Consider the following 22,164-nt stretch of genomic DNA (forward strand, 5'->3'; position numbering starts at 1 on the left):
CCAACCAATCCTGTTACACTCCCTCTCGTTTTCTTTATTTTCCGCCCCCGCGCGGGGGCCGGTCTCGGGGGGTGCCGGCCCGGCGCCGGGCCGCCACACACCCACGGGTACCGGCTGCTCAGCTGACCCCGACGGTCTGCCGTTCGGGCTCGATCACGGCCACCACGCGCTCCTGTTCCCGGGAGTAGGGCACCCCGATGTACTTCGTGGACAACTGGTCGACGATCTGCCACGCCGCGTCGCCGTCGAGCCATTCGACCACCCGCCCGCGGATCACGACGGGTTCGAACGGGTTGTCGGCCGGCGCGATGGAGAGCGCCACCCGGGGGTCGCGGCGCAGGTTGCGGGCCTTGCGCGAGGCCGGCCCGGTGAGGAAGACGATCCGGTCGCCGTGGGTGCCGACCCAGAGGGGAACGGCGTGGGGCGAGCCGTCCGGCAGGACGGTGGCGAGGTGGGCGATCGAGGTGCCGTCGAGTACGCGGCGTACGTCGGGGTCGAGCATGTCTTTTCCTTTCGGCGGGTCGTCGGCTCGGCGGGGTTGCCGGCCCGGCGGGATCGTCAACTCGGCGGGGTGGCCGGGGCTGGCGAGGATCAGCGGAGCACCTCGTAGTGGAGGTGGGTCACGCCCGGCGCCGGGACGGCCTCGACGAGGCGGAGCCGCACGTGCTCCGGGAGCGACTGGAAGAAGGGCCGACCGCCGCCGAGCAGGATCGGCACCTGGTGCAGGATCACCTCGTCGACGAGGCCCGCCGCCAGGGCGGCGGTGGTGACGCCCCCGCCCATGAGGGCGACGTCCCTGTCGCCGGCGGCGGCCCGCGCGGCCGCGACCGCGTCCTCGATTCCGGTGGTGATCAGCGTCTGCCGGTCGTCGCCCATGCCGGGCACCGGCCGGTGGCTGAGCACGAACAGCGGCGCCTCCGGGTGCGGGGTCCCGCCGTTGATCCACCCGGAGTCGTCGTAGGTGTTGCGGCCGGCCAGGCTGGCGCCGACGCGGCCGGCGAGGGCGTCGAAGACCCGGGCGCTGGGCGCGCTCAACCGGAACCCGTCGAAGACCTGGCTGGGCGTGTCGCCGTCGAAGTACCAGTCGAACAGCATCGACGCGTCGCCGAGCCCGCGCCCGGCGCCGGGGTTACGACCGGTGATGTATCCGTCGACCGAGACCGACAGCCCGACGATCACTCTGCTCATGCCCGTACCCCGTCCTTAGTTCCTTCAAGAGACTCCATGACCGTAGCAGTCTAAGTTCCTTAAGGGAACCCCGACTGCTAGACTGATCCCATGCAGCGCACGAACTTCGCCGAAATGGCCTGCTCGATCGCCCGTACGCTGGACGTGATCGGCGAACCCTGGTCGCCGCTAGTCCTGCGGGACGTGTACGCCGGGTTCACCCGGTTCGAGCAGATCCAGGCGGACCTCGGCATCTCGCGCAAGGTCCTGACCGAGCGGCTGAACCACCTCGTCGCGCACGGGGTGCTCGAACGCCGGCCCTACGACCAGCGACCCCGGTTCGAGTACGTCCTGACCGAGAAGGGCGCCGAACTCGTCGACCTGTTGATGGTGATGGTCGGCTGGGGCGACAGGTGGCTCGCCGGTGCGGCCGGCCCGCCGGTGCTGTACCGCCACCACGCCTGTGGCGAGGTCAGCCACGTCGATCTGCGCTGCGCCCACTGCGGCGAGCCGATGCACGCCCGCGACGTGGACCTGCTACCCGGGCCGGGCGCGGCCCGGTGAAGCGGTCGCCGCCTACCGTGGATCATCCGGCGCGGGCCGTCGACGGAGACAACCCTGCGCTCGCCAGTCACCTCAACGGTGTGTCTGACCTGAGGCTGACCCTAGGGTCAGCTCCGACGTTCGGCGAGGGTGAGCCAGGCCGCGCTGGCGAGACCCAGGATCGAGGCGACGGTGAGCCACGAGAAGGCGGTCTGGAAGGCCGCGTTTACTCCGCCGGGCAGTTCGTGGGCGAGCACGACGGTGAGAGCGGCGCCGCCGAGTGCCCCGCCGACCCGTTGCAGGATGTTGACCTGGGTGGTGGCGTCTGGAAGCTGTTGTGGGGTGACTGCCTGGTAGGCGGAGATTCCCGGCGGCACGACCGCGACCGCGAGGGCCATGCCGCGCAGTAGCAGCAGGGCGAGCACCAGTGGTTCGGGCAGGTTGGTGCCGGCGATCGCGAACGGCGCGGTGGTGGCGGCTGCGGCGAGCATGCCGTACAGGCTCACCACGCCGCCGCCGAACCGGTCAACGAGCCGCCCGCTGAGGGGTAGTAGCAGGGCGGTGCCGAGGCCGAGTGGTATCAGTGTCAGGCCGGTCCCGATCACGCTGGTGTTTCGGCCGATCTGGAAGTACAGCGGGAACAGCAGCGTCGCGCCGAACATGATGGCGCCGGTGACCGCGGTGGTCACGGTCGCTGCGGCGTACGCGCGGCTGGCGAACAGCCGTAGGTTGAGTATCGGGTGGGCGGCGCGGCGGGTGTGCCCGGCGAACGCGGCGAGCGCGACGAGCCCCACCAGCACGGGGGCAAGTGTCTCGGGTGCCGCGATGCTGCCCCGCTCGCCCGCCACGGTGAGGCCGTAAACCAGCAGCGGGACGCCGACACTGACCAGCAGCAGGCCCGGCCAGTCCAGGCGGCCGGGACGGTCGTCCGTCCGGTCGCGCGGCACGTACCGCCAGCCCAGCCAGAGCCCGAGTCCGCCGAGCGGCAGGTTCACCAGGAACAGCCAGGGCCAGGATCCGGCGTGCACGATCAGTCCACCGAGCACCGGGCCGAGCACCGGCCCCAGGGTCACGGCGATACCGAGGGTGGCCATGACCCGGCCCAGGCGGTGCGGGCCGACCGCCTGGCCGAGCACGGTCTGCCCGGCAGGCACCAGCACTCCGGCGCTGAGCCCCTGGAGCACCCGTGCCGCGACCAGCCACCACACGTTGTCGGCGAGGGCACACAGTGCGGACGCCACGGCGAAGGCGGCCAGTGAGGCCATCCACACCCGGCCGACACCGAAGCGGCGTCCAAGCCATCCGCTGGCGGGCAGCGACACGCCGAGAGCGATGAGGTATCCGTTGGCGACCCACTGAGCTTCGCCGAGGCCGGCGCCCAGGTCGGTGGCGATGGTGTCGAGGCCGACGTTGACGATCGACGTGTCGAGTTGGCCGATGAACGCGCCGAACGCTATTACCAGGGCGAGTCGCCACACCTGCCAGGGGATCGCCTCGTCGCGTGCGGAGGCGCGCACCTGTGTGGTCACTGGACGTCCTGCCCACGGCGGACGGTCCGCAGCGCGCGGCTCCAGGTGGTGAGCTGGTCGAGCAGGACATCCAGTTCGCGGTCCCGGTGGGGTAGGGGCCTGAAGGTGTCGCCGTCGAAGTCGGCGGACAACGACAAGGCCACCTGCGCCCGCACGTCGGCGATCCGCAGCTCGCTCATCACGACTCGCAGGTGCTCGACCGCTCGGGTGCCGGCTGCGTCGATGCCGTAGCTGACGAAACCCGCGGCCTTGTCGTGCCACTCCCCGTACAGGTAGTCGATCGCGTTCTTCAGTGGTCCGGGGATGGAGCGGTTGTATTCGGGCGTCACGAAGACGTACCCGTCGAAGGACGCGATGGTTTCCGACCACGCCTTGGTGTGCGGCCGTTCGTAGCGACCGTAGGCCGCGGGCAGCGGTTCGTCGAGTACCGGTAGCTGGTGCGCGGCGACGTCGACAAGCTCGACAGCGATGCCGTCCCGTCGGCGGGCGCGGCGGTGGACCCACCGCCCGACGGCCTCGGCCTTGCGGCCTGGTCGGACGCTGCCGAGGATGACCGCGAGCCGGAGCGCCTGAGCCATGGATGCCTCCCACTGATGTAAAGTAAAACGTGTACGGCAGAAATTATCGCACGCTTGTCCGCAGAGGGAGAACATGTCGGAGACGTCACAGCGGATCGCCGGCCGCGGGCGGCCCAGCAAACACGACGCCATCGTCCACGCGGCCCGTGCGGTCTTCGGCCGCGACGGGTACGCGCGCACGACGATGGACGCCATCGCCCGGGAGGCCGCCGTTTCCACGCGTACCCTCTACAAGCACTTCAGCAGCAAGGAGGAACTGTTCTCCTTCGTGCTGCAGCAGAGCGCCACCCGCGTCGCCGACGCGTTCTGCGAGTACGTGGCGGCGGGGCTGCACGGCGCAACCGGACTGGAAGACCAGTTGATCGCCATCGGCCGGGCGCTGGTAGCTCACCGGCTCGACTTCCCAGACCACTTTGCGCTGGTCCAGCAGATCAACGCCGAGGGGCGACACTTTCCACGCCCCCTGCTCGACGCCTGGCAGCAGGCCGGCCCGCTACGCGTCCAGGCCGAAGTCGCCCGCCGCCTCCAGGCGCTCGTCGACCAGGGTGAGCTGCGCGCCGCCAACCCGAGCCGCATGGCCCTGCATCTCACCGCGTTGGCCACGGTCGAAAGCACGAACGCCGCCGTCGAGCGTCCCCTCACCGATGACGAGATCACGATGATGATCAGCGAAGGAGTACGCGGCTTCCTGTACGGCTACCAAACGCTGGCCTGACGCGTGGCGGATGCCGACCGGCCACCTCCGCTCATCCGCCTACGACCGGCGAAACCGTCACGATCGCGGACACGAACGAGCCCCGACAGGCCAGATCAGGCTTGTCGGGGCTCGTCGTGCGCTTGGTACTGAACGGTTCTGTGACGTGCCCCCGGCAGGATTCGAACCTGCGCCCCCGCCTCCGGAGGGCGGTGCTCTATCCCCTGAGCTACGGGGGCTCAGCGACTCAGGAACTGTAGCAGGAGTGCCGCCCCGAAGCCGAACCGGTATCCCCCCGGCCGTCCGGTGTCGCGGCGAATCGCGTGGCCGGCGGAGCCTCGCGTGCCACCGGGCGGCCCGGGGCGGCCGGGCCAGGGCCGCGGCGCGGGCGGGTCTGGTCGCCCCGGGCCGGGGTGCCGGTCAGGCGCCGCGACCGCAGCTCGGCAGCGGGTGCAGCACGATGCGCGGCGGCAGTCGGCGGGGCCAGGCGGCGCTGGGCCAGGAGCCGTCCACGATCACGTGGGCGGTACGCCCGTCGGCGCCGCTGAGCCGCAGCAGGAACTCGCGGGGCAGGGGCGGGTCCACCGACGGCGTGGCGATCGTGAACCGTACCCGGCCGCGGGCGGAGACGGCGGAGAGCACGTCCGCCGCCGGTACGACCCCGTGCAGGCGGGTACGGCCGATCCAGTAGACCTCGGCGCGGTGCTCCTGGGCCGATTTCGTGATCGTCGGGTACTCCTGCTCCATCCACCGGTCGACCGCGTCCACGCAGAGCCCGCAGGCCCGCTCCCGTGGTTCGCGTTCCCGCAGCCCCCAGGCCGTCATGTACGCCCCGACGTCGGCCGCCTCCAGCGCGAGCTGGTACCGCCGCTCGATCATCGCGGCGAGGCTCTGCCGGGTCCAGAGCTCGTCCTCCAGGCCGTACTCGTCCGGATAGCGCCCCCGGAGTACGTCGATCAGCTCCAGCTCCTGGTCGCGGCTGAGCGCCTGCTGCCGCCCGCCGGAGCGCTGTCCGCGACGGGCGGCAGCCACCGCCCCGTCACCGCCGATGGTGTGGCGCCGGCACCAGCTGGTCACCGAGCGCCGCGCGTCTCTCAGTGCAACCCCCACGTCTACGACAACGAGCCCAGATCATGCCTGGTCGCGATATTCACGGAGAAAAAGTCCCCAAAGCGAACAGCCGCCCATAGTGCGCAAACCTCGCAGAAGCCGCGCCTGCGCGCCGGCCCACCTGCGGATCTTGGCGCGAGAAGGCCCCTCCAGGGGCCACTACGCGCCAAGATCTCGGCGGGGCCGAGCCGGGGCCGAGCCGGGGACCGAGCAGGACCGGGCAGGACCGGGCAGGGTGGGGCAGGGTGGGACCCAGCCGGGCGGACCCTGAAAAGCAGGTAGGCCCGCCACTCGTGGCGGGCCTACCTGCGGAGCGTGCGCGATCAGCCGCCCAGGCGCTTCTGTGCGGCCTGGAGGTTGGCCAGATCGGTCTGCTGGGTGTTCTTCATGATCTTCGCCGTCTCGATGACGTCGTCGTCGTGTGTCTCCGCCAGTACCGCGTCGACCATGTGGATGCCGCCGAGGTGGTGGTTGATCATGAGCTTGAGGAAGAGCCGGTCGACGTCGACCCCCTGTGCCGCGCGCAGCTGCGCCAACTGCTGCGGGGTGGCCATGCCGGGCATCAGCCCGTCCTTGACCAGGCCCGCCCCGTCGGGCATCCACGCCATCGGCGGCTGCGAGCTGTTCGGGCCGAGTCCCCAGGAGCGCAGCCACGCCTGCATGATGCCGATGTCGCCCTGCTGCCCGGTGGCGATGTCGCCGGCGATCTGGCGTACCTCGGGGTCGCTGGCGGCCCGGAACGCGATCATGCCCATCTCCACCGCCTGCGCGTGGTGGGTGGTCATGTCGCGGGCGAAGCCGGCCTCCACCGAGTCGTCGGCTGGCCGGGTGAAGTGCGGCGTGAGCAGGCCACCCGCGTACCCGAGCAGGAGCCCGACCAGGACGGCGAGCGCCAGGCCGAGCGTGCCGAACCGGCGCGCGGGCGAGGGATGCAGCTCGCCGTCGGCGGCCGGCGGTTCCCCACCGCCCGGCCCGGGACCGTCGCCGGTCTCCGGGCCGTCGGTCTCCGGGCCGTCGTCCGCCGCCGGGAACTCGGCGGCGGTGGAGTCGGCGGCGGTGGGGGTGGCCATCAGCTGCGGTTCCTTCCGATGCTCACGAGCCGGTCGTCACTGGTTCGGCATCTGCTGCTGCGGCTGGAGCTCGCGCGGCGCGTTGCCGGTCGCGGTGATGCCCTCGGCGCAGCTGATGGTCGGGCCCTCGACCGAGGCGTTGACCCGCAGGTCCTTGATGAACTCGTCGATGCGCGAGTCGTCCGCGTTGTCGACCTTGAGCTGGTAGCCCCAGGCCTGGAGCGAGATCGGCTTGTCGAGCCCCTCGAACGGGCTCATCATCATCTTTTCCTTGCCGCGGACCTTCTCGGCGAGCTTGCTGACCTGGTCGGCCGGCAGGTTCGGCTGGTACGTGATCCAGACGGCGCCGTGCTCCAGGCTGTGTACCGCGTGCTCGTTGGCGATCGGCGCGTCGTAGACGTCGCCCATGCAGTTCTGCCAGGCGGCGTTGTGCGGCCCGGCCACCGGCGGGAGGATGTCGTACTTGATCGAGCCGGTCTGGTGCTGGGCCGGCTTGACCAGGTTCGGGTCCTTCTTGCGGTAGTTGACGATGCCGCTGATGCCGTCGGCCTTGTCCTCCCAGGACTTGGCGCCCTGGATCACCGCGTAGGCGCCGTAGCCGATGATGCCGACCGCGATCACGCCGACCAGCGCGACGAGGCCGATGGCGCCCCAGGGGCGACCGGAGGTGACCTTGACCGGAGTGATCGGCTTGCGCGGGCCCTTGCCGCCGCCGGCCCCGCCGGGCCGCCCGCCGGCGCCCGCCGGCCGCTTGGCGCCGGTGCCCTGCTTGCCGCCCGTGCCACCCGAAGCGGGCTTGCCGCCGGCCGGCGGTTTCTTGCCGCTCGTGCTCACCACGGACGGTTTCCGCTGCTCGCCACTCGGGGTGCTGATACTCATCGTGCCTCGTCAGGTCGATCGGTCAGGGAGTGGCGGGCCGCTCAACGGACCGGGTCGCCGCCGGGTGACCGAGTCTACCCCCGGTAACATGTTTCGGTGACTCCCGCCAAACTCGCTGAGGTCGTTCTCGCCGCCGCCCACGCCGTATTCGCGCAGCGTGGGCTGGATCACACCCTGCTGCCGGAGACGACCACGGTCGAGCGACCCCGCAACCCGGAGCACGGCGACTACGCCTCGACCCTGGCCCTCCAGCTGGCCAAGCGGGCCGGCGTGCCGCCGCGCGAGCTCGCCGCCGGCCTCGCCGAGCAGCTCGGCCGCGCCCCCGGCGTCAAGTCCGTGGAGATCGCCGGCCCCGGGTTCCTGAACATCCGCCTGGACGCGGCCGCCGCCGGTCAGCTCGCCCTCGCCGTGGTCCAGGCCGGCCCGGAGTACGGCCGCAACGACCGGCTCGCCGGTGAGCGGCTCAACCTCGAATTCGTCTCGGCCAACCCGACCGGCCCGGTGCACATCGGCGGCGTCCGCTGGGCCGCCGTCGGCGACGCGCTGGCCCGGCTGCTCCGGTTCAGCGGCGCCGAGGTGGGCACCGAGTACTACTTCAACGACGCCGGCTCGCAGATCGACCGGTTCGCCCGGTCGCTGCTCGCCGCCGCCAGGGGCGAGCCGGCGCCGGAGGACGGCTACGGCGGCCAGTACATCGCGGAGATCGCCGAGCAGGTCCGCGCGGGCCACCCCGAGGTGCTCGACCTCGCCGCCGAGCAGGCACAGGAGGTCTTCCGGGTCGAGGGCGTGCAGCTGATGTTCGCCGAGATCCGCTCCTCGCTGGCGGAGTTCGGGGTCCACTTCGACACGTACTTCAACGAGAAGGACCTGCACGAGCGCGGCGAGCTGGAGCTGGCGCTGCAACGGCTGCGCGCCCAGGGCCACATCTACGAGGCGGACGGCGCGACCTGGCTGCGCACCACCGACTTCGGCGACGACAAGGACCGGGTGCTGCGCAAGTCCAACGGCGAATGGACCTACTTCGCCGCCGACTGCGCGTACTACCTGGACAAGCGCGAACGGGGCTTCGACCGCGCCGTGATCATGCTGGGCGCCGACCACCACGGCTACATCGGCCGGATGCGCGCCATGGTGGCCTGCTTCGGCGACGACCCGAACCGCAACCTGGAGATCCTGATCGGGCAGCTGGTCAACCTGGTCCGCGAGGGCCAGCCGGTGCGGATGTCCAAGCGCGCCGGCACGGTGGTGACGCTGGAGGACCTGGTCGACGCGATCGGGGTGGACGCGGCCCGGTACGCGCTGGCGCGGTACTCCAGCGACTCGCCGATCGACATCGACGTGGAGCTCTGGACCAGCGCCAAGAACGAGAACCCGGTCTACTACGTGCAGTACGTCGCCGCCCGTACCGCCAGCGTCGGGCGCAACGCCGCCGAGCTGGGGCTCGACCGGGGCGACGCGGCGGCGTTCCGCCCCGAGCTGCTCGACCACGAGAAGGAACACGAGCTGCTCAAGGAGCTGGGCGAGTTCCCGGCCACCGTCGCCTCGGCCGCGGAGCTGCGCGAGCCGCACCGGGTGGCCCGCTACCTGGAGGAGCTGGCCAAGACGTACCACCGGTTCTACGACAGCTGCCGGATCCTGCCGCGCGGCGACGAGGAGGCCGGCGACCTGCACCGGGCCCGGCTCTGGCTCAACGACGCCACCCGTACGGTGATCGCCAACGGTCTCGGCCTGCTCGGGGTCTCCGCCCCGGAGAGGATGTAATCGTGCGAGCGCACGAAGCGGGGGCACTGCACGGCGAGCTCGGTGGGCGCGGGCCGGCGTGGCTGCGTACCCCGGAGGACGTCAACGCCCTGGTACCGCAGCTCTGGCCGCGCAACGTGGAGCGGGGCCCCGACGGCGCCCTGGTCGTCGCGGGCCTCGACGTCCGCGACCTGGTCGAGCGGTTCGGCACGCCGGTGTACGTGCTCGACGAGGACGACCTGCGGTCCCGCTGCCGCGACTTCCGGGCCGCCTTCCCGGACGAGGAGATCTACTACGCGGGCAAGGCGTTCATCTGCCGCGCCGTGGTGCGGATCATCGCCGAGGAGGGGCTCCACCTCGACGTCTGCTCGGGCGGGGAGCTGGCCGTGGCGCTGGCGGCCGGGATGCCGCCGGAGCGGATCGGCTTCCACGGCAACAACAAGTCGACGGCGGAGCTGGTCCGGGCGGTCGAGGTCGGGGTCGGCCGGATCATCGTCGACTCGTTCGACGAGATCGACCGGCTCACCGTCCTGGCCCGCGAGCGGGGGGTACGCCCCCGGGTGCTGATCCGGGTGACGGTCGGCGTGGAGGCGCACACCCACGAGTTCATCGCCACCGCCCACGAGGACCAGAAGTTCGGGTTCTCGCTCGCCGGCGGCAAGGCGTTCGAGGCGGCGGCCCGGATTATCGACGAGGGCGTGCTGGAGCTGCGCGGGCTGCACTCGCACATCGGCTCCCAGATCTTCGACACCAGCGGCTTCGAGGTCTCCGCCCGCCGGGTGCTGGCCCTGCAGGCGCAGATCCGCGACGCGCGCGGGGTCGAACTGCCCGAGCTGGACCTCGGCGGCGGCTTCGGCATCGCGTACACCACGCAGGACGACCCGGCGCCGCCGCACGACCTGTCGAAGCGGCTCCACAAGATCGTCGAGGGGGAGTGCGAGGGGCTGCGGCTGGACGTGCCGCGGCTCTCGATCGAGCCCGGCCGGGCGATCGTCGGTCCCGCGGTCTTCACCCTGTACGAGATCGGCACCGTCAAGGACGTCGACGGCATCCGGACCTACGTGAGCGTCGACGGCGGCATGAGCGACAACATCCGTACCGCGCTCTACGGGGCGTCGTACTCGGCCACCGTCGCCTCTCGCGCCTCCGGCGCCGAGCCCATCCTTGCCCGGGTGGTGGGAAAGCATTGTGAATCCGGGGATGTCGTAGTGAAGGATGAATTCCTGCCCGCCGACGTGCAGCCCGGAGATCTTCTCGCCGTCCCCGGTACCGGCGCCTACTGCCGGAGCATGGCCAGCAACTACAACCATGTGCCGAGGCCGCCGGTCGTGGCGGTCCGCGCCGGTCAGGCGCGCGTGATCGTCCGGCGGGAGACCGAAGACGATCTGCTGGCATTGGATGTGGGATGACGAAGCCGGTGCGCTTGGCGCTGCTGGGGTGTGGCACGGTCGGGACAGCGGTGGTCCGCCTGCTGCACGAGCAGGCGGACGACCTGGCCGCCCGGGTGGGCGCCCCGCTGGAGCTGGCCGGCATCGCGGTACGCCGGCTGGGCCGGGACCGGGGTCCGCTGCCGGTCGACCCGGCGATCTTCACCACCGACGCGCTCGGCCTGATCAAGCGCGACGACGTCGACGTGGTCGTCGAGGTGGTCGGCGGCATCGAGCCGGCCCGGAGCTGGCTGGTCGAGGCGCTGCGGGCGGGCAAGAGCGTGGTCACCGCCAACAAGGCGCTGCTCGCCGAGGACGGCGGCGCGCTGCACGACGCGGCGGCCGAGGGCGGCGCGGACCTCTACTACGAGGCCTCGGTGGCGGGGGCCATCCCGCTGCTGCGCCCGCTGCGCGACTCGCTGCACGGCGACACGATCAACCAGGTCACCGGCATCGTCAACGGCACGACGAACTTCATCCTCTCCGCCATGGACGCCTCCGGCGCCGGCTTCGCCGAGGCGCTGGAGGAGGCGACCGAACTCGGGTACGCCGAGGCCGACCCCACCGCCGACGTGGAGGGCTTCGACGCGGCGGCGAAGGCCGCGATCCTCGCCTCGCTGGCGTTCCACACCCGGGTCAGCGCCGCGGACGTGCACCGCGAGGGGATCACCGAGGTGACCGCCGCCGACGTGGCCAGCGCCAAGGCCATGGGCTGCACCATCAAGCTGCTCTGCATCGCGTCGCGCGGCCCGGACGCCCACGGCGTCGACTCCGTCAGCGTCCGGGTCCACCCGGCGATGATCCCGGTCTCGCACCCGCTGGCCAGCGTCGGCGACGCCTTCAACGCGGTCTTCGTGGAGGCATCCGCCGCCGGTCAGCTCATGTTCTACGGCCGCGGCGCGGGCGGCGCCCCGACCGCCAGCGCCGTCCTCGGCGACATCGTGGCGGTGGCCCGCAACCGGCTCGCCGGGGTACGCGCCGCGAGCGAGTCGGCCTACGCCATGCTGCCGATCCGGCCGATGGGTGAGGCGGTCACCCGCTACCACATCAGCCTCGACGTCGCCGACCGGGCGGGCGTACTGGCCACGGTGGCGGGGGTCTTCGCCCGGCACGACGTGTCGATCTCGACCGTCCGGCAGGTGCCGGCGGCCGGTGGCGCGCCGACCGCCGACCCGGGCGGCCGGGGTGTGGACGCGGTGCTGGTCATCGTGACGCACGCCGCCACGGACGCGGCCCTGGCCGCCACCGTGGAGGAGCTGCGCGGCCTCGACATCGTCCGGTCGATCGCGAGCGTGCTGCGGGTCGAGGGCGGCCTGTAGGACGCCGCCCGCCGGACGGGCCGCCGCCGACGGGCGGGGACCTACCGCCGCCGGCCGGGGATGCACCGCCGACGAGCCGGTCGGCGTCCCGCCAGATGGGTGCCGGGGGGTCCGCGCGCGGCCCGCCGTACCCGCTGCGTCACCCTGGGCGCCGCAGCGGGACATACTGGCGCTGGTCGGTGCCGCCGGAACAGACCACGGGGCACGAGGAGGGTGACATGTGGCGCGGTTTGATCGAGGCGTACCGGGACCGGTTGCCGGTCGGTGACGCCACCCCGGTGATCACCCTGCACGAGGGGAACACCCCGCTGCTGCCGGCGCCGGTGCTCTCCGCCCGGTTCGGCTGCGACGTCTACCTCAAGGTCGAGGGGGCCAACCCGACCGGCTCGTTCAAGGACCGCGGGATGACGCTCGCCGTCTCCAAGGCGGTCGAGGCCGGCAACAAGGCGATCATCTGCGCCTCCACCGGCAACACCAGCGCCTCGGCCGCCGCGTACGCGGCCCGCGCCGGCATCACCTGCGCGGTGCTCGTACCGCAGGGCAAGATCGCGCTCGGCAAGCTGGCCCAGGCGCTGGTGCACGGTGCGAAGCTGCTCCAGGTCAACGGCAACTTCGACGACTGCCTCGCGCTCGCCTCCAAGCTCTCCCAGGACTACCCGGTGGCCCTGGTCAACTCCGTGAACGTCGACCGGCTGCACGGGCAGAAGACCGCCGCGTTCGAGATCGTCGAGGCGCTCGGCGACGCGCCCGACATCCACTGCCTGCCGGTCGGCAACGCCGGCAACATCAGCGCCTACTGGCTGGGCTACCAGGAGGAGACGGAGGCGGGCAACGCCACCCGACGCCCCAAGATGTTCGGCTTCCAGGCGGCCGGCGCCGCGCCGATCGTCACCGGCAAGGTGGTGGAGGAGCCGTCGACGATCGCCACCGCCATCCGGATCGGCAACCCGGCGAGCTGGACCAGGGCCCTGGACGCCCGCGACGCGTCCGGCGGTCTGATCGCGGCGGTGACCGACCGGGAGATCCTGGCCGCGTACCGGATGCTGGCCCGCGAGGTCGGGGTCTTCGTGGAGCTGGGGAGCGCGGCCAGCGTGGCCGGGCTGCGGCAGCAGGCGGAGGCGGGGCTGGTGCCGCGCGGCTCGACCGTGGTCTGCACGGTGACCGGGCACGGCCTCAAGGACCCGGAGTGGGCCATCTCCACCGCCCCGGTACCGACCACCATCGGCAACGACGTGCTCGCCGCCGCCCAGGCCCTCAACCTCGGCTGAGCCCGCCCCACCCCTACCCCACCCCTACCCCGCCCTGCCCCCGCTCCCGCCCCGTCGATCTAGGGCAAATCGTCGTTAGTTGATCTCCAATCACGCGGATTTGCCCTAGATCGACGAAATGAGGTCGGCCGGGCCAGTACGCCGTGCCGCGGCGCGGCGAGCAGCGACCCGCCCAACACCCCGGTGGCGACCAGCGAGATGGTGGCGCCGGCCGCCAGGTCGTACCGGCTGCTCAACGCCAGCCCCGCGACCGAGCTGGCGACCCCGAACGCGACCGCGAGCCCGGTGGTCGGGCCGGGCCGGTCGGTCCAGAGGCGGGCGGCCGAGGCCGGCGCCACCAGCAGGGCCAGCGCCAGGATCGTGCCGACCGCCGGTATCACCACCACGACCACCGCCTCGACCAGCAGCAACAGCAGCAGGTCGAGCAGGCGCGTGCGGTAGCCGGCCGCCCGCGCGCCGTCCGGGTCGAAGCCGGCGAAGCGCAGCTCCTTGCCGGCGGCGAAGAGGACGGCGAGCACCACCACGCAGACCGCCGCCCCGGTGACCAGGTCGGCGTCCGAGACGGTGAGGATCGCGCCGACCAGGTACGCGGAGAGGTTGCGGGTGAACCCCTGCTGGGCGGCGGCGAGCGCGACCCCGAGGGCGAAGCCGGCCGAGAGCAGCACCCCGGTCGCGGTGGTGAGGTCCTGGCCCCGCCGACGCCCGAGCGCCACGACGGCGAGCGTGACCAGCAGGCCGACCAGTGCCCCGCCGAGGTAGATGTTGATCCCGACCACCGCGGCGGCCACCACGCCCGGGAAGGTCGCGTGGGTCATCGTCATGGTGAAGAAGGCGAGCCGGCGCAGCACGATCTGCACCCCGATCGCCCCGGCCAGCGTCCCGACGACGACGGACTCGACCATCGCCCGGTCGGTCGCGTCCCGCAGCCAGCTCATGCCGCCGCCCGTCGGCACCGATCGCGGGCGGTGGCGCCGAGCCTTCGCCGCCAGCTCATGCCGCCACCCCGGTCCCGACGACGGTACCGATCGCGGGCGGTGGCGCCGAGCCTTCGCCGCCAGCTCATGCCGCCACCCTGGTCCCGGCGGCGGTCCCGGCGGCGGTCCCGGCGGCGGGCGGTCGCGCCCAGCGCGAGGGCGAGCAGGTAACCGGCTACCAGGACGAGCACGACGGTGGCGGCCGAGGTGACCCGCAGGCCGTACGTCACCGAGGCGGCGTAGCTGGCCACCAGCCCGAGGTACCCGGAGACCACGGCGAGCAGCACCCCGATCGCGGTGACGCCGGCGATCCGGTCGCTGACCAGCCGTCCGGCGGCGGCCGGTACGACCAGCAGCGCGATCACGAGCACGGTGCCGACCGCCTGGACGGCCGCGACCACGACCAGCGCGACCGCGAGGTTGAGCACCAGGTCGAGCAGGCGCAGCCGGTACCCGGCGGCGGCCGCGGCGACCGGGTCGAACGCCCGGAACACCTGCTCCTTGGCGCAGCCGGCCAGCACCGCGAGCACGACGGCCGCCAACGTCGCGGTCAGCGCCAGCTGGTCCGGGCTGACCGTCAGCACCCGGCCGAAGAGGAACGCGGTCAGGTCCGCCGTGTACGAGCTGCGCCGGGAGACGAGGATCACCCCGACCGAGAACATCGCCGCGAGCAGTACGGCCAGCGCCGCGTCCTCGCTGAGCCGACCGCCGCGGACGAGCAGCGTGAGCCCGACCGCGGCGAGCGCGGCGGTGGCCAGGGCTCCGGGGAAGATCCCGCCGACGCCGCCGGCCAGATAGCCGACCACCACGCCGGGGAAGACCGCGTGGGTCAGCGCGTCGGCGACGAAGCCCAGCCGGCGCAGCTGGACGAAGGTGCTGACCACGCCCGAGAGCACGCCGAGCAGGACCAGTTCGGCGAGCGCGCGGGCCATGAAACCGGCGGTGAACGGGGTGACGAGCAGGGCGCGCATCAGGTACCCGCCACGATGACCCGGTCGCCGCGCAGTTCGACCGCCTGCTGGCCGTACGCGGCCCGCAGGCCGGGGGAGGTGAGGGTGCGCCCGGTCGGGCCGAAGCCGTACTGGCAGCCGTTGACCAGGCAGACGCTCTCGCAGTTCAAATGTGCGACGGTGAGGTCGTGGGTGCTCACCACCACGGCCGCACCGGCGCGCTTGAACTCCGCCAGCGTCGCCAGGATGGTCTGCTGGCTGACCGCGTCGACGCCGTTGAACGGCTCGTCGAGCAGGAGCAGCCGGGGGCGCTGGGCGATGGCGCGGGCCAGCAGCACCCGCTGCCGCTGGCCGCCGGAGAGTTCGCCGAACCGGGTACGGGCCCGGTGGGCGAGGCCGACCCGGTCGAGCGCCTCGCCGGCGATCGCACGGTCGGTTCGCCCCGGGCGGCGCAGCCAGCCGATTCGCCGGTACCGCCCGGTCAGCACGACCTGCGCGGCCGAGATGGGGAAGTCCGGGTCGAGGGTGTCGGCCTGCGGAACGTACGCGACGTCGCGCCGGGCGCGGGCGGGCGAGCGCCCGAGCACGGTGATCTCCCCGGCGACGACCGGTACGAGCCCGAGCAGGCCCTTGATCAGGGTGGACTTGCCGCCGCCGTTCGGTCCGATCAGAGCCACCGCCTCGCCGGGTGCGACGCTGCCGTCGACGCCGGTGAGCACGGGTCCGCCGCCGGGGTAGGCGAGGCTGGCCCGGCGGATCGACAGCGCCGGCTGGTCCGGTCCGGCCGATCGTTCCCCGTCAGCCACGGAGCGCCCCGACGATGGTGTCGGTGTTGTGCTCCTCGGCCCGCAGGTAGGTGTCCCCGGCCGAGCCGCGCGGTCCGAGCGTGTCCGCGTAGAGGGCGTCGTCGCCGGCCACGACCCGTACGCCGGCCTGCCGGCCGATCGCCTCGGCGGTCTTGGGGGGCAGGGAGCTCTCCGAGAAGACGGCGGTCACCCCGGTCGCCTTGATCTTGGCGGTCAGTTCGTCGACCTGTTTGGCGGACAGCTCGGCGCTGGTGTCGAAGCTCGGGATGATCGAGCCGACGAACCGCAGGTGGTAGCGGTCGACGTAGTAGCCGAACGCGTCGTGGTTGGTGACGAGCTTGCGGCGCTCGGCGGGCAAGGAATCGATCTTGCGCTGGCTGTCGGCGTCGAGCCGGTCGAGCTGCCCGGCGTACGCGGCGAGGTTGCGGGCGTAGTCGGCGGCGTGGGCCGGGTCGGCCGCCTCGAACGCCTGCTCGATGTTGCCCGCCATCGTCTTGGCGTTGCGCGGGTCGTGCCAGATGTGCGGGTCGCCGGCCTGCTCCTCGTCGCCCTCGCCCTGGCGGACGGCGACGCCCGCGCTGGTGTCCACGACGGTGCCGTGGAAGCCCGCCGCGCCGATCATCGGGTCGAGCCAGCGTTCCAGCCCGACGCCGTTCTTCACCACGATCCGGGCGGCGCCGGTGGCGGCGATATCGGCCGGGGTCGGCTCGTAGTCGTGCGGGTCGACGTTGGGCTTGAGGATCTGCGTGACGGTGACGTGGTCGCCGCCGACGGTACGGGCGAAGTCGGCGACCTGTGTGGTGGTGGCGACCACGGCGAGCCGGTCACCGTTCGGGGCGGTACCGCCGCCGTCCGGTCCGCCGGTCGAGCCGCAACCGGCGAGGGTCAGCAACCCGACGAGCGCGGCGACGCCGCTCGCCCTGCCGCCGACGCGACGAGTACGAAGAGATCGGTGCACGGTAACTCCTGCCTGCTCAAGGGGGCCTGTCTCCGCAGACGGTAATGGTTCCCATTTTCATAAGCTCACCCACCCCCCGCGCATCCCGCCTCGTCGATCTAGGGCGAATCGCCGTTACTTGATCTCCAATCACGTGGATTTGCCCTAGATCGACGAGGTGGGGGCGGCTGAGAGCGGGCTGAGGGGCGGTTGCGTCCGGGCGCGGCGGCCCCGCACGATGCGGGCGGCCGATTGGCGGTCGTCCCGCCGCTGTGACCTGCGTCGATCGGTGCGGTGACAGCCCGGCCGACCAACGGTCGCGGGCCGGCCCCGACAGCGGTCGGGTTGCCCGCGTCGGGCAGACTTTTTCCTGCCGAGCCAACCCATCCACTCAGGAGTGAGCCCGCTCATGTCGTTGCTCGCCAGACTCAGCCTCGCCAACAGAGGGCTCGTGGCCCTCGTCGCGGTGGTGATAACCGGCTTCGGTCTGTTCGCCGTACCGTCGCTCAAGCAGCAGTTGCTGCCGTCGCTGGAGTTCCCGGCGGCCTTCATCATGGCCAGCTACCCCGGCGCGGCACCCGAGATCGTCGAGTCGCAGGTCGCCGAACCGATCGAGAACAGCGTCAAGGGCATCACCGGCCTGACCAAGGTCACCTCGACCTCGCGCGAGGGCCTGGCCACGGTCCAGGTGGAGTACGAGTTCGGCACCGACCTCGACGCCGTCGTCAACAAGATGCAGACGGCGCTCAACCGGATCGACGCCCAGCTGCCCGAGGGCGTCGACCCGCAGGTCCTCGCCGGCAGCACCGACGACCTGCCGGCCATCGTGCTGGCCGCCTCGGGCGGCGGTGACGAGCGGGCCCTGGCGGCCAAGCTCCAGGCGACGGTGGTACCCGAGCTGCAGGGCATCTCGGGCGTGCGCACCGTCGAGGTGACCGGCACCCGTGACCAGGTCGTGGTGATCACCCCCGATCCGGCGAAGCTGGCCGGCTCCGGGCTCGCGCCCACCGCGATCGGCGCGGCCCTGCAGGCCAACGGTGTCACCATCCCGGCTGGCGCGCTGACCGAGGGCGACCGCTCGCTGACCGTCCAGGTCGGTACCCGGATCTCCACCCTCGACGACCTGCGCGGCATCTACCTCGACCCGACGCGCCCCGGGGCGCCGCCGGTCCGGCTCGGCGATGTCGCCACGGTCACCCAGCAGCTCGCCGCCCCGACCAGCTTCACCCGGACCAACGGCAAGGCGAGCCTCGGCATCGCGGTCACCGCGACCCCCGACGGCAACGCGGTACAGATCTCGCACGACATCCGCGACAAGCTGGCCGACCTGCGCTCGGCCTCCGGCGCCGAACTCACCGTCGTCTTCGACCAGGCGCCGTTCGTCGAGAAGTCGATCGAGAGCCTCACCACCGAGGGCCTGCTCGGCCTGGTCATGGCCGTACTGGTGATCCTGGTCTTCCTGCTCTCGGTGCGCTCCACCCTGGTCACCGCGGTCTCCATCCCGCTCTCGGTGCTGGTGGCGCTGATCGCGCTCTGGATCGGCGACTACTCGCTCAACCTGCTCACCCTCGGCGCGCTGACCATCGCCGTCGGCCGGGTCGTCGACGACTCGATCGTGGTGCTGGAGAACATCAAACGGCACCTCGGGTACGGCGAGCAGAAGCGCACCGCGATCCTCAACGGCGTACGCGAGGTGGCCGGCGCGGTGACCGCCTCCACCCTCACCACGGTCGCGGTCTTCGCGCCGATCGCCCTCGTGGGCGGCTTCGTCGGGCAGCTCTTCGCGCCGTTCGCGATCACCGTGACGGTGGCGCTGCTCGCCTCGCTCCTGGTGTCGCTGACCGTCATCCCGGTCCTGGCGTACTGGTTCCTCAAGCCGCCGACCGGCGACCAGGAGGCCGTCCGGCGGGCCGCGGAGGAGAAGGAGCTGCGCAGCCCGATGCAGCGCGCCTACCTGCCGGTCATCGGGTTCGCCACCCGGCGCCGCTGGACCACGGTGGCGATCGGCCTGCTGGTGCTCGTCGGCACGTTCGCGCTCTCCACCCGGTTGGAGACCAACTTCCTGGACGACTCCGGCCAGGACACCCTCACCATCCAGCAGGAGATGCCGGCCGGCACCAGCCTCGCGGCCACCGACGCGGCGGCCAAGAAGATCGAGGACGTGCTGGCCCGTACCGACGGGATCGAGACGTACCAGGTCAGCGCGGGCGGGGGCGACATGCCCTGGGCCGGCGGGGGCGGCAGCACCCGGGCCACCTTCAACGTGGGGCTCACGGCCGACACCGACGCGGCCAAGATGAAGGAGACGCTCCGCGGCGAGCTGGACAAACTCTCCGGCGCCGGCGAGATCAGCTTCGGCGGCGACAGTACGGGCGCCAGCCAGCTCGAGGTGGTCGTCCAGGCGGCCGACCCGGCGGTACTGAGCAAGGCGACCGAGCAGGCGCGGGCCGCGATGGCCGGCCTCTCCGGCGTCCAGGACGTCAAGACCAGCCTGGCCGACAGCGTGCCCCGCGTCGACGTGGTGGTGAACCGGGGCGCGGCGGCGCGGTACGGCCTCAGCGAGGCGGCCGTCGGACAGATCGTCGCCCAGGCGTTCCGGGGCAGCCCGGTCGGGAAGGTCAACCTCGGCGGCGAGCAGCAGAACGTGGTGTTCCGGGGCGGCCCCGGACCGGTCTCGGTGGACGCGCTGCGCGCGCTGCCGATCGGCCCGGTGAAGCTCGACGACATCGCCGACGTCAACGAGGTGAAGGGCCCGATCTCCATCACCCGGATCGACGGCGACCGCAGCGCCACCGTCACCGGCAGCGCGACCGGCTCCGACCTCGGCGCGACGAGCCGCGACCTGCAGCAGAAGATCGACGCGATCGACGTGCCCGGGGCGAGCCTGACCATCGGCGGGGTCAGCGCCGACCAGGCGGAGGCCTTCGGTGACCTGCTGCTGGCGGTACTGGCGGCGATCGCGATCGTCTTCGTGATCATGGTGGCGACGTTCCGGAGCCTGGTCCAGCCGCTGATCCTGCTGGTCTCCATCCCGTTCGCGGCCACCGGCGCGATCGGCCTGCTGCTGGCCACGGGCACGCCGATGGGCGTACCGGCCCTGATCGGCATGCTGATGCTGGTCGGCATCGTGGTGACCAACGCGATCGTGCTGATGGACCTGATCAACCAGTACCGGGAGCAGGGCCTGGGCGTGCAGGAGGCGGTGATCGAGGGCGGCCGACGCCGGTTGCGGCCGATCCTGATGACCGCGATCGCCACCATCTTCGCCCTGCTGCCGATGGCGCTGGGGCTGACCGGCCAGGGCGGCTTCATCTCGCAGCCGCTCGCGGTCGTCGTGATCGGCGGTCTGATCAGCTCCACGCTGCTGACGCTGGTGCTGGTGCCGACCCTCTACACGATGGTGGAGAACACCAAGGAGCGGTTCCGGCGACGGCGGGCCGGCCGCTCGGGTGGTGCCGAGGCCGCGTCGAGGACCGACGAGGTGCGGGAGCGCGAGTTCGCCACGGTCTCCGCGGGCGCCGCGCCGGCCGCCCCCGGAACGCCGTCCGGGGCGCTGGTCGACGGTACGGACCAGTTCGAGGTGCTGCGGCTGCCGAGGACCCGCAGGTCCCCGCTGCCGCCGCAGGAGTAGGCAGCCCTCCGTCGAGGCGCCCGGTGCGGACTTCCCGCGCCGGGCGCCTCGGCCGTACCGGCCCGGGTAGGCTGCCCGTACGTGGCGTCTTCCTTTTCGGTCCTTACGCGTAACCGGAACTTCCGCAACCTCTTCCTGGCCGAACTGGTCGTCTTCGGCGCGGACTGGTTCGTCATGGTGCCGCTGCTGGTGCTGCTGCCGAAGCTGACCGGCAGCGGGGTCTGGGGTGCGCTGGTGCTGGCCGCGGACACCGGCATAGTCGCGCTGCTGCTGCCGTACACCGGGACGGTCGCGGACCGGGTGGACCGCCGGAAGATCATGATCGTTGCGAACCTGACCGCGCTCCTCGGCGTCCTGCTCCTGCTCGGCGTGCGCCATCCGGCCGGGGCCTGGCTGGCGCTGGTGGCGATCGGCACCATCGCGGTCGGCAAGGCGTTCTACTCCCCAGCCGCCCAGGCGGCGCTGCCGAACGTGGTCGACCCCGAGGACCTGGCCGCCGCCAACGCCGTCGCCGGCTCCGCCTGGGGGACCATGACGGTCGTCGGCGCGTCGCTCGGTGGCGTGCTGAGCGCCGCGGTCGGCCCGTACGACTGCTTCTGGATCGCCGCCGTCGCCCTCTGCCTGGCCGCCACGCTCGCCGCGCTGATCCGCCGCCCGCTACAGGCGCCGCGCGACGGGACCGAGCCGACCCAGCGGGCCTGGAGCGCGATCTCGGAGGCGCTGCGCTACATCGGCCACCGCCCGTCGGTGCTCGCCCTGGTCACCGTCAAGTCGGCGGTCGGGCTCGGCAACGGGGTGCTGACCGTCTTCCCGCTGCTGGCCGCCGGGTACGGCGTCGGCGCGGTCGGCGCCGGCCTGCTCTTCGCGGTACGCGGGGCCGGCGCGCTCGTCGGGCCGATCCTGATGCGCCGGGTGCTGACCCGCCGGTCCTGGCTGCTGCCCGCGCTCGCGCTCTCCATGGCCGGCTACGGCCTCGGCTACCTCGGGGTGTCGCTGGTGCGCTGGTTCCCGCTGGTGCTGGTCCTGGTCTTCCTCGCCCACTTCGGGGGCGGCGGCAACTGGGTGCTCTCGAACTACGCCCTGCAGGGCGAGGTGCCGGACCGGCTGCGCGGCCGGGTCTTCGCCACGGACATGATGCTGGCGACCCTGGCCATCTCGGCCAGCCAGCTCGTGGTGGCCGCCCTCGTCGACCACGTGGACCAGCGGGTGGTGCTGGCCGGCTGCGGCCTCGTCACGGTGGTGTACGCCATCGGCTGGCGCATCGCGACCCGCCGGCTCGGCGAGTCCGACCGCGCCGCCGGTACGCCGACCGGGCCGACGGGGCAGACCGGGCCGACGGGGCAGACCGGGCCGGCCACGGAGCCGGCGCTCTAGACCCGACCCCACCCGGCTGCCGCTCGACGCTGCCCGACTGCCGGCCGACGCTGCCCGACAGCCGCTCGATACTGCCCGGCTGCCGCTCGGGGCCGGCGGGCGCCGCCCTGGCGGCGCTGCGCCTGGTCGCCGACCGGATCCACGCCGCCCCGCCGGTGGCAATCGTTG

General features: G+C 72.3%; 19 protein-coding genes and 1 tRNA gene. 8 read left to right on the forward strand and 12 right to left on the reverse strand.

What is annotated here, in order from left to right; translation table 11 throughout:
• Positions 1-118: 118 nt before the first annotated feature.
• Together AB0J86_RS37975 and AB0J86_RS37980 are read right to left on the reverse strand one after the other, a co-directional pair.
• Positions 119-502, reverse strand: coding sequence for a PPOX class F420-dependent oxidoreductase (locus tag AB0J86_RS37975; RefSeq protein ID WP_363863497.1), 384 nt, complete (start codon positions 500-502; stop codon positions 119-121).
• A gap of 89 nt (positions 503-591) precedes the next feature.
• Complete coding sequence (locus tag AB0J86_RS37980) at positions 592-1,188, reverse strand: dihydrofolate reductase family protein (protein ID WP_363863500.1); 597 nt, start codon at positions 1,186-1,188, stop codon at positions 592-594.
• Positions 1,189-1,278: 90 nt separating this feature from the next.
• Here AB0J86_RS37980 and AB0J86_RS37985 point away from each other — a divergent pair, with 90 nt between their 5' ends.
• Complete coding sequence (locus tag AB0J86_RS37985; protein WP_363863503.1) at positions 1,279-1,731, forward strand: helix-turn-helix domain-containing protein; 453 nt, start codon at positions 1,279-1,281, stop codon at positions 1,729-1,731.
• Positions 1,732-1,838: 107 nt separating this feature from the next.
• Here AB0J86_RS37985 and AB0J86_RS37990 read toward each other — a convergent pair whose 3' ends face one another.
• Both AB0J86_RS37990 and AB0J86_RS37995 read right to left on the reverse strand, forming a co-directional pair.
• The gene (locus AB0J86_RS37990) at positions 1,839-3,239 is read right to left on the reverse strand and encodes a DHA2 family efflux MFS transporter permease subunit (RefSeq protein WP_363863506.1); all 1,401 of its coding nucleotides are present in this window, start codon (positions 3,237-3,239) and stop codon (positions 1,839-1,841) included.
• Entirely contained in the window at positions 3,236-3,817 is a 582-nt protein-coding gene (locus AB0J86_RS37995) for an NAD(P)H-dependent oxidoreductase (protein ID WP_363863509.1), read from the reverse strand. Before AB0J86_RS37995 ends, AB0J86_RS37990 begins: the two co-directional genes overlap by 4 nt.
• Before the next feature lie 73 nt (positions 3,818-3,890).
• On the opposite strand from AB0J86_RS37995, the gene AB0J86_RS38000 reads away from it, so the two are divergent.
• Positions 3,891-4,532: a TetR/AcrR family transcriptional regulator gene (locus AB0J86_RS38000; protein WP_363863512.1), complete on the forward strand. Its 642-nt coding sequence runs from the start codon at positions 3,891-3,893 to the stop codon at positions 4,530-4,532.
• Positions 4,533-4,678: 146 nt separating this feature from the next.
• Here AB0J86_RS38000 and AB0J86_RS38005 read toward each other — a convergent pair.
• The 4 genes from AB0J86_RS38005 to AB0J86_RS38020 form a co-directional block, all read right to left on the reverse strand.
• Positions 4,679-4,750, reverse strand: a tRNA-Arg gene (locus AB0J86_RS38005).
• 181 nt (positions 4,751-4,931) lie between these two features.
• Positions 4,932-5,621 carry a winged helix-turn-helix domain-containing protein gene (locus AB0J86_RS38010; RefSeq protein ID WP_363863514.1) on the reverse strand — a complete coding sequence of 230 codons (690 nt, stop codon included), beginning with the start codon at positions 5,619-5,621 and terminating at the stop codon, positions 4,932-4,934.
• Between the two features lie 323 nt (positions 5,622-5,944).
• Entirely contained in the window at positions 5,945-6,691 is a 747-nt protein-coding gene (locus AB0J86_RS38015; protein ID WP_363863517.1) for a DUF305 domain-containing protein, read from the reverse strand.
• Between the two features lie 36 nt (positions 6,692-6,727).
• Complete coding sequence (locus AB0J86_RS38020; protein ID WP_363863520.1) at positions 6,728-7,570, reverse strand: DUF3105 domain-containing protein; 843 nt, start codon at positions 7,568-7,570, stop codon at positions 6,728-6,730.
• 96 nt (positions 7,571-7,666) lie between these two features.
• On the opposite strand from AB0J86_RS38020, the gene argS reads away from it, so the two are divergent.
• From argS to thrC, 4 genes are all read left to right on the forward strand, one after another.
• Entirely contained in the window at positions 7,667-9,331 is a 1,665-nt protein-coding gene (gene argS / locus AB0J86_RS38025) for an arginine--tRNA ligase (RefSeq protein ID WP_363863522.1), read from the forward strand.
• Between the two features lie 2 nt (positions 9,332-9,333).
• Entirely contained in the window at positions 9,334-10,719 is a 1,386-nt protein-coding gene (lysA, locus tag AB0J86_RS38030; RefSeq protein WP_363863525.1) for a diaminopimelate decarboxylase, read from the forward strand.
• Positions 10,720-10,727: 8 nt separating this feature from the next.
• Complete coding sequence (locus AB0J86_RS38035; protein WP_363863548.1) at positions 10,728-12,056, forward strand: homoserine dehydrogenase; 1,329 nt, start codon at positions 10,728-10,730, stop codon at positions 12,054-12,056.
• Between the two features lie 218 nt (positions 12,057-12,274).
• Complete coding sequence (gene thrC / locus AB0J86_RS38040; RefSeq protein WP_363863528.1) at positions 12,275-13,324, forward strand: threonine synthase; 1,050 nt, start codon at positions 12,275-12,277, stop codon at positions 13,322-13,324.
• Between the two features lie 59 nt (positions 13,325-13,383).
• On the opposite strand, the gene AB0J86_RS38045 is transcribed toward thrC, so the two are convergent.
• Genes AB0J86_RS38045 through AB0J86_RS38060 form a run of 4 tightly spaced genes read right to left on the reverse strand, consistent with a single transcriptional unit; the run spans position 13,384 to position 17,012 of the window.
• Positions 13,384-14,259, reverse strand: a complete 876-nt coding sequence (locus AB0J86_RS38045; RefSeq protein WP_363863531.1) for a metal ABC transporter permease — start codon at positions 14,257-14,259, stop codon at positions 13,384-13,386.
• On the reverse strand, positions 14,256-15,269 hold the full coding sequence (locus tag AB0J86_RS38050) for a metal ABC transporter permease (RefSeq protein WP_363863534.1): 1,014 nt from the start codon (positions 15,267-15,269) through the stop codon (positions 14,256-14,258). Before AB0J86_RS38050 ends, AB0J86_RS38045 begins: the two co-directional genes overlap by 4 nt.
• Complete coding sequence (locus AB0J86_RS38055; protein WP_363863537.1) at positions 15,269-16,054, reverse strand: metal ABC transporter ATP-binding protein; 786 nt, start codon at positions 16,052-16,054, stop codon at positions 15,269-15,271. The genes AB0J86_RS38050 and AB0J86_RS38055 overlap by 1 nt, the downstream gene beginning before the upstream one ends.
• Positions 16,047-17,012, reverse strand: a complete 966-nt coding sequence (locus AB0J86_RS38060) for a metal ABC transporter substrate-binding protein (protein ID WP_363863540.1) — start codon at positions 17,010-17,012, stop codon at positions 16,047-16,049. The genes AB0J86_RS38055 and AB0J86_RS38060 overlap by 8 nt, the downstream gene beginning before the upstream one ends.
• Before the next feature lie 388 nt (positions 17,013-17,400).
• Here AB0J86_RS38060 and AB0J86_RS38065 point away from each other — a divergent pair, with 388 nt between their 5' ends.
• Together AB0J86_RS38065 and AB0J86_RS38070 are read left to right on the forward strand one after the other, a co-directional pair.
• On the forward strand, positions 17,401-20,622 hold the full coding sequence (locus tag AB0J86_RS38065) for an efflux RND transporter permease subunit (protein ID WP_363863543.1): 3,222 nt from the start codon (positions 17,401-17,403) through the stop codon (positions 20,620-20,622).
• 81 nt (positions 20,623-20,703) lie between these two features.
• Complete coding sequence (locus AB0J86_RS38070; RefSeq protein WP_363863545.1) at positions 20,704-21,996, forward strand: MFS transporter; 1,293 nt, start codon at positions 20,704-20,706, stop codon at positions 21,994-21,996.
• The last annotated feature ends 168 nt before the right edge of the window (positions 21,997-22,164 follow it).

The sequence above is a fragment of the Micromonospora sp. NPDC049559 genome (assembly GCF_040676675.1).
GTDB lineage: Bacteria > Actinomycetota > Actinomycetes > Mycobacteriales > Micromonosporaceae > JBFAPK01.

Excerpts from the sequence above, each read along its gene's own strand:
- AB0J86_RS37975 (WP_363863497.1), bottom strand. The coding sequence starts at position 502 with ATGCTCGACCCCGACGTACGCCGCGTACTCGACGGCACCTCGATCGCC.
- AB0J86_RS37980 (WP_363863500.1), bottom strand. The coding sequence starts at position 1,188 with ATGAGCAGAGTGATCGTCGGGCTGTCGGTCTCGGTCGACGGATACATC.
- AB0J86_RS37985 (WP_363863503.1), top strand. The coding sequence starts at position 1,279 with ATGCAGCGCACGAACTTCGCCGAAATGGCCTGCTCGATCGCCCGTACG.
- AB0J86_RS37995 (WP_363863509.1), bottom strand. The coding sequence starts at position 3,817 with ATGGCTCAGGCGCTCCGGCTCGCGGTCATCCTCGGCAGCGTCCGACCA.
- AB0J86_RS38000 (WP_363863512.1), top strand. The coding sequence starts at position 3,891 with ATGTCGGAGACGTCACAGCGGATCGCCGGCCGCGGGCGGCCCAGCAAA.
- AB0J86_RS38015 (WP_363863517.1), bottom strand. The coding sequence starts at position 6,691 with ATGGCCACCCCCACCGCCGCCGACTCCACCGCCGCCGAGTTCCCGGCG.
- AB0J86_RS38020 (WP_363863520.1), bottom strand. The coding sequence starts at position 7,570 with ATGAGTATCAGCACCCCGAGTGGCGAGCAGCGGAAACCGTCCGTGGTG.
- thrC (WP_363863528.1), top strand. The coding sequence starts at position 12,275 with ATGTGGCGCGGTTTGATCGAGGCGTACCGGGACCGGTTGCCGGTCGGT.
- AB0J86_RS38045 (WP_363863531.1), bottom strand. The coding sequence starts at position 14,259 with ATGAGCTGGCTGCGGGACGCGACCGACCGGGCGATGGTCGAGTCCGTC.
- AB0J86_RS38050 (WP_363863534.1), bottom strand. The coding sequence starts at position 15,269 with ATGCGCGCCCTGCTCGTCACCCCGTTCACCGCCGGTTTCATGGCCCGC.
- AB0J86_RS38065 (WP_363863543.1), top strand. The coding sequence starts at position 17,401 with ATGTCGTTGCTCGCCAGACTCAGCCTCGCCAACAGAGGGCTCGTGGCC.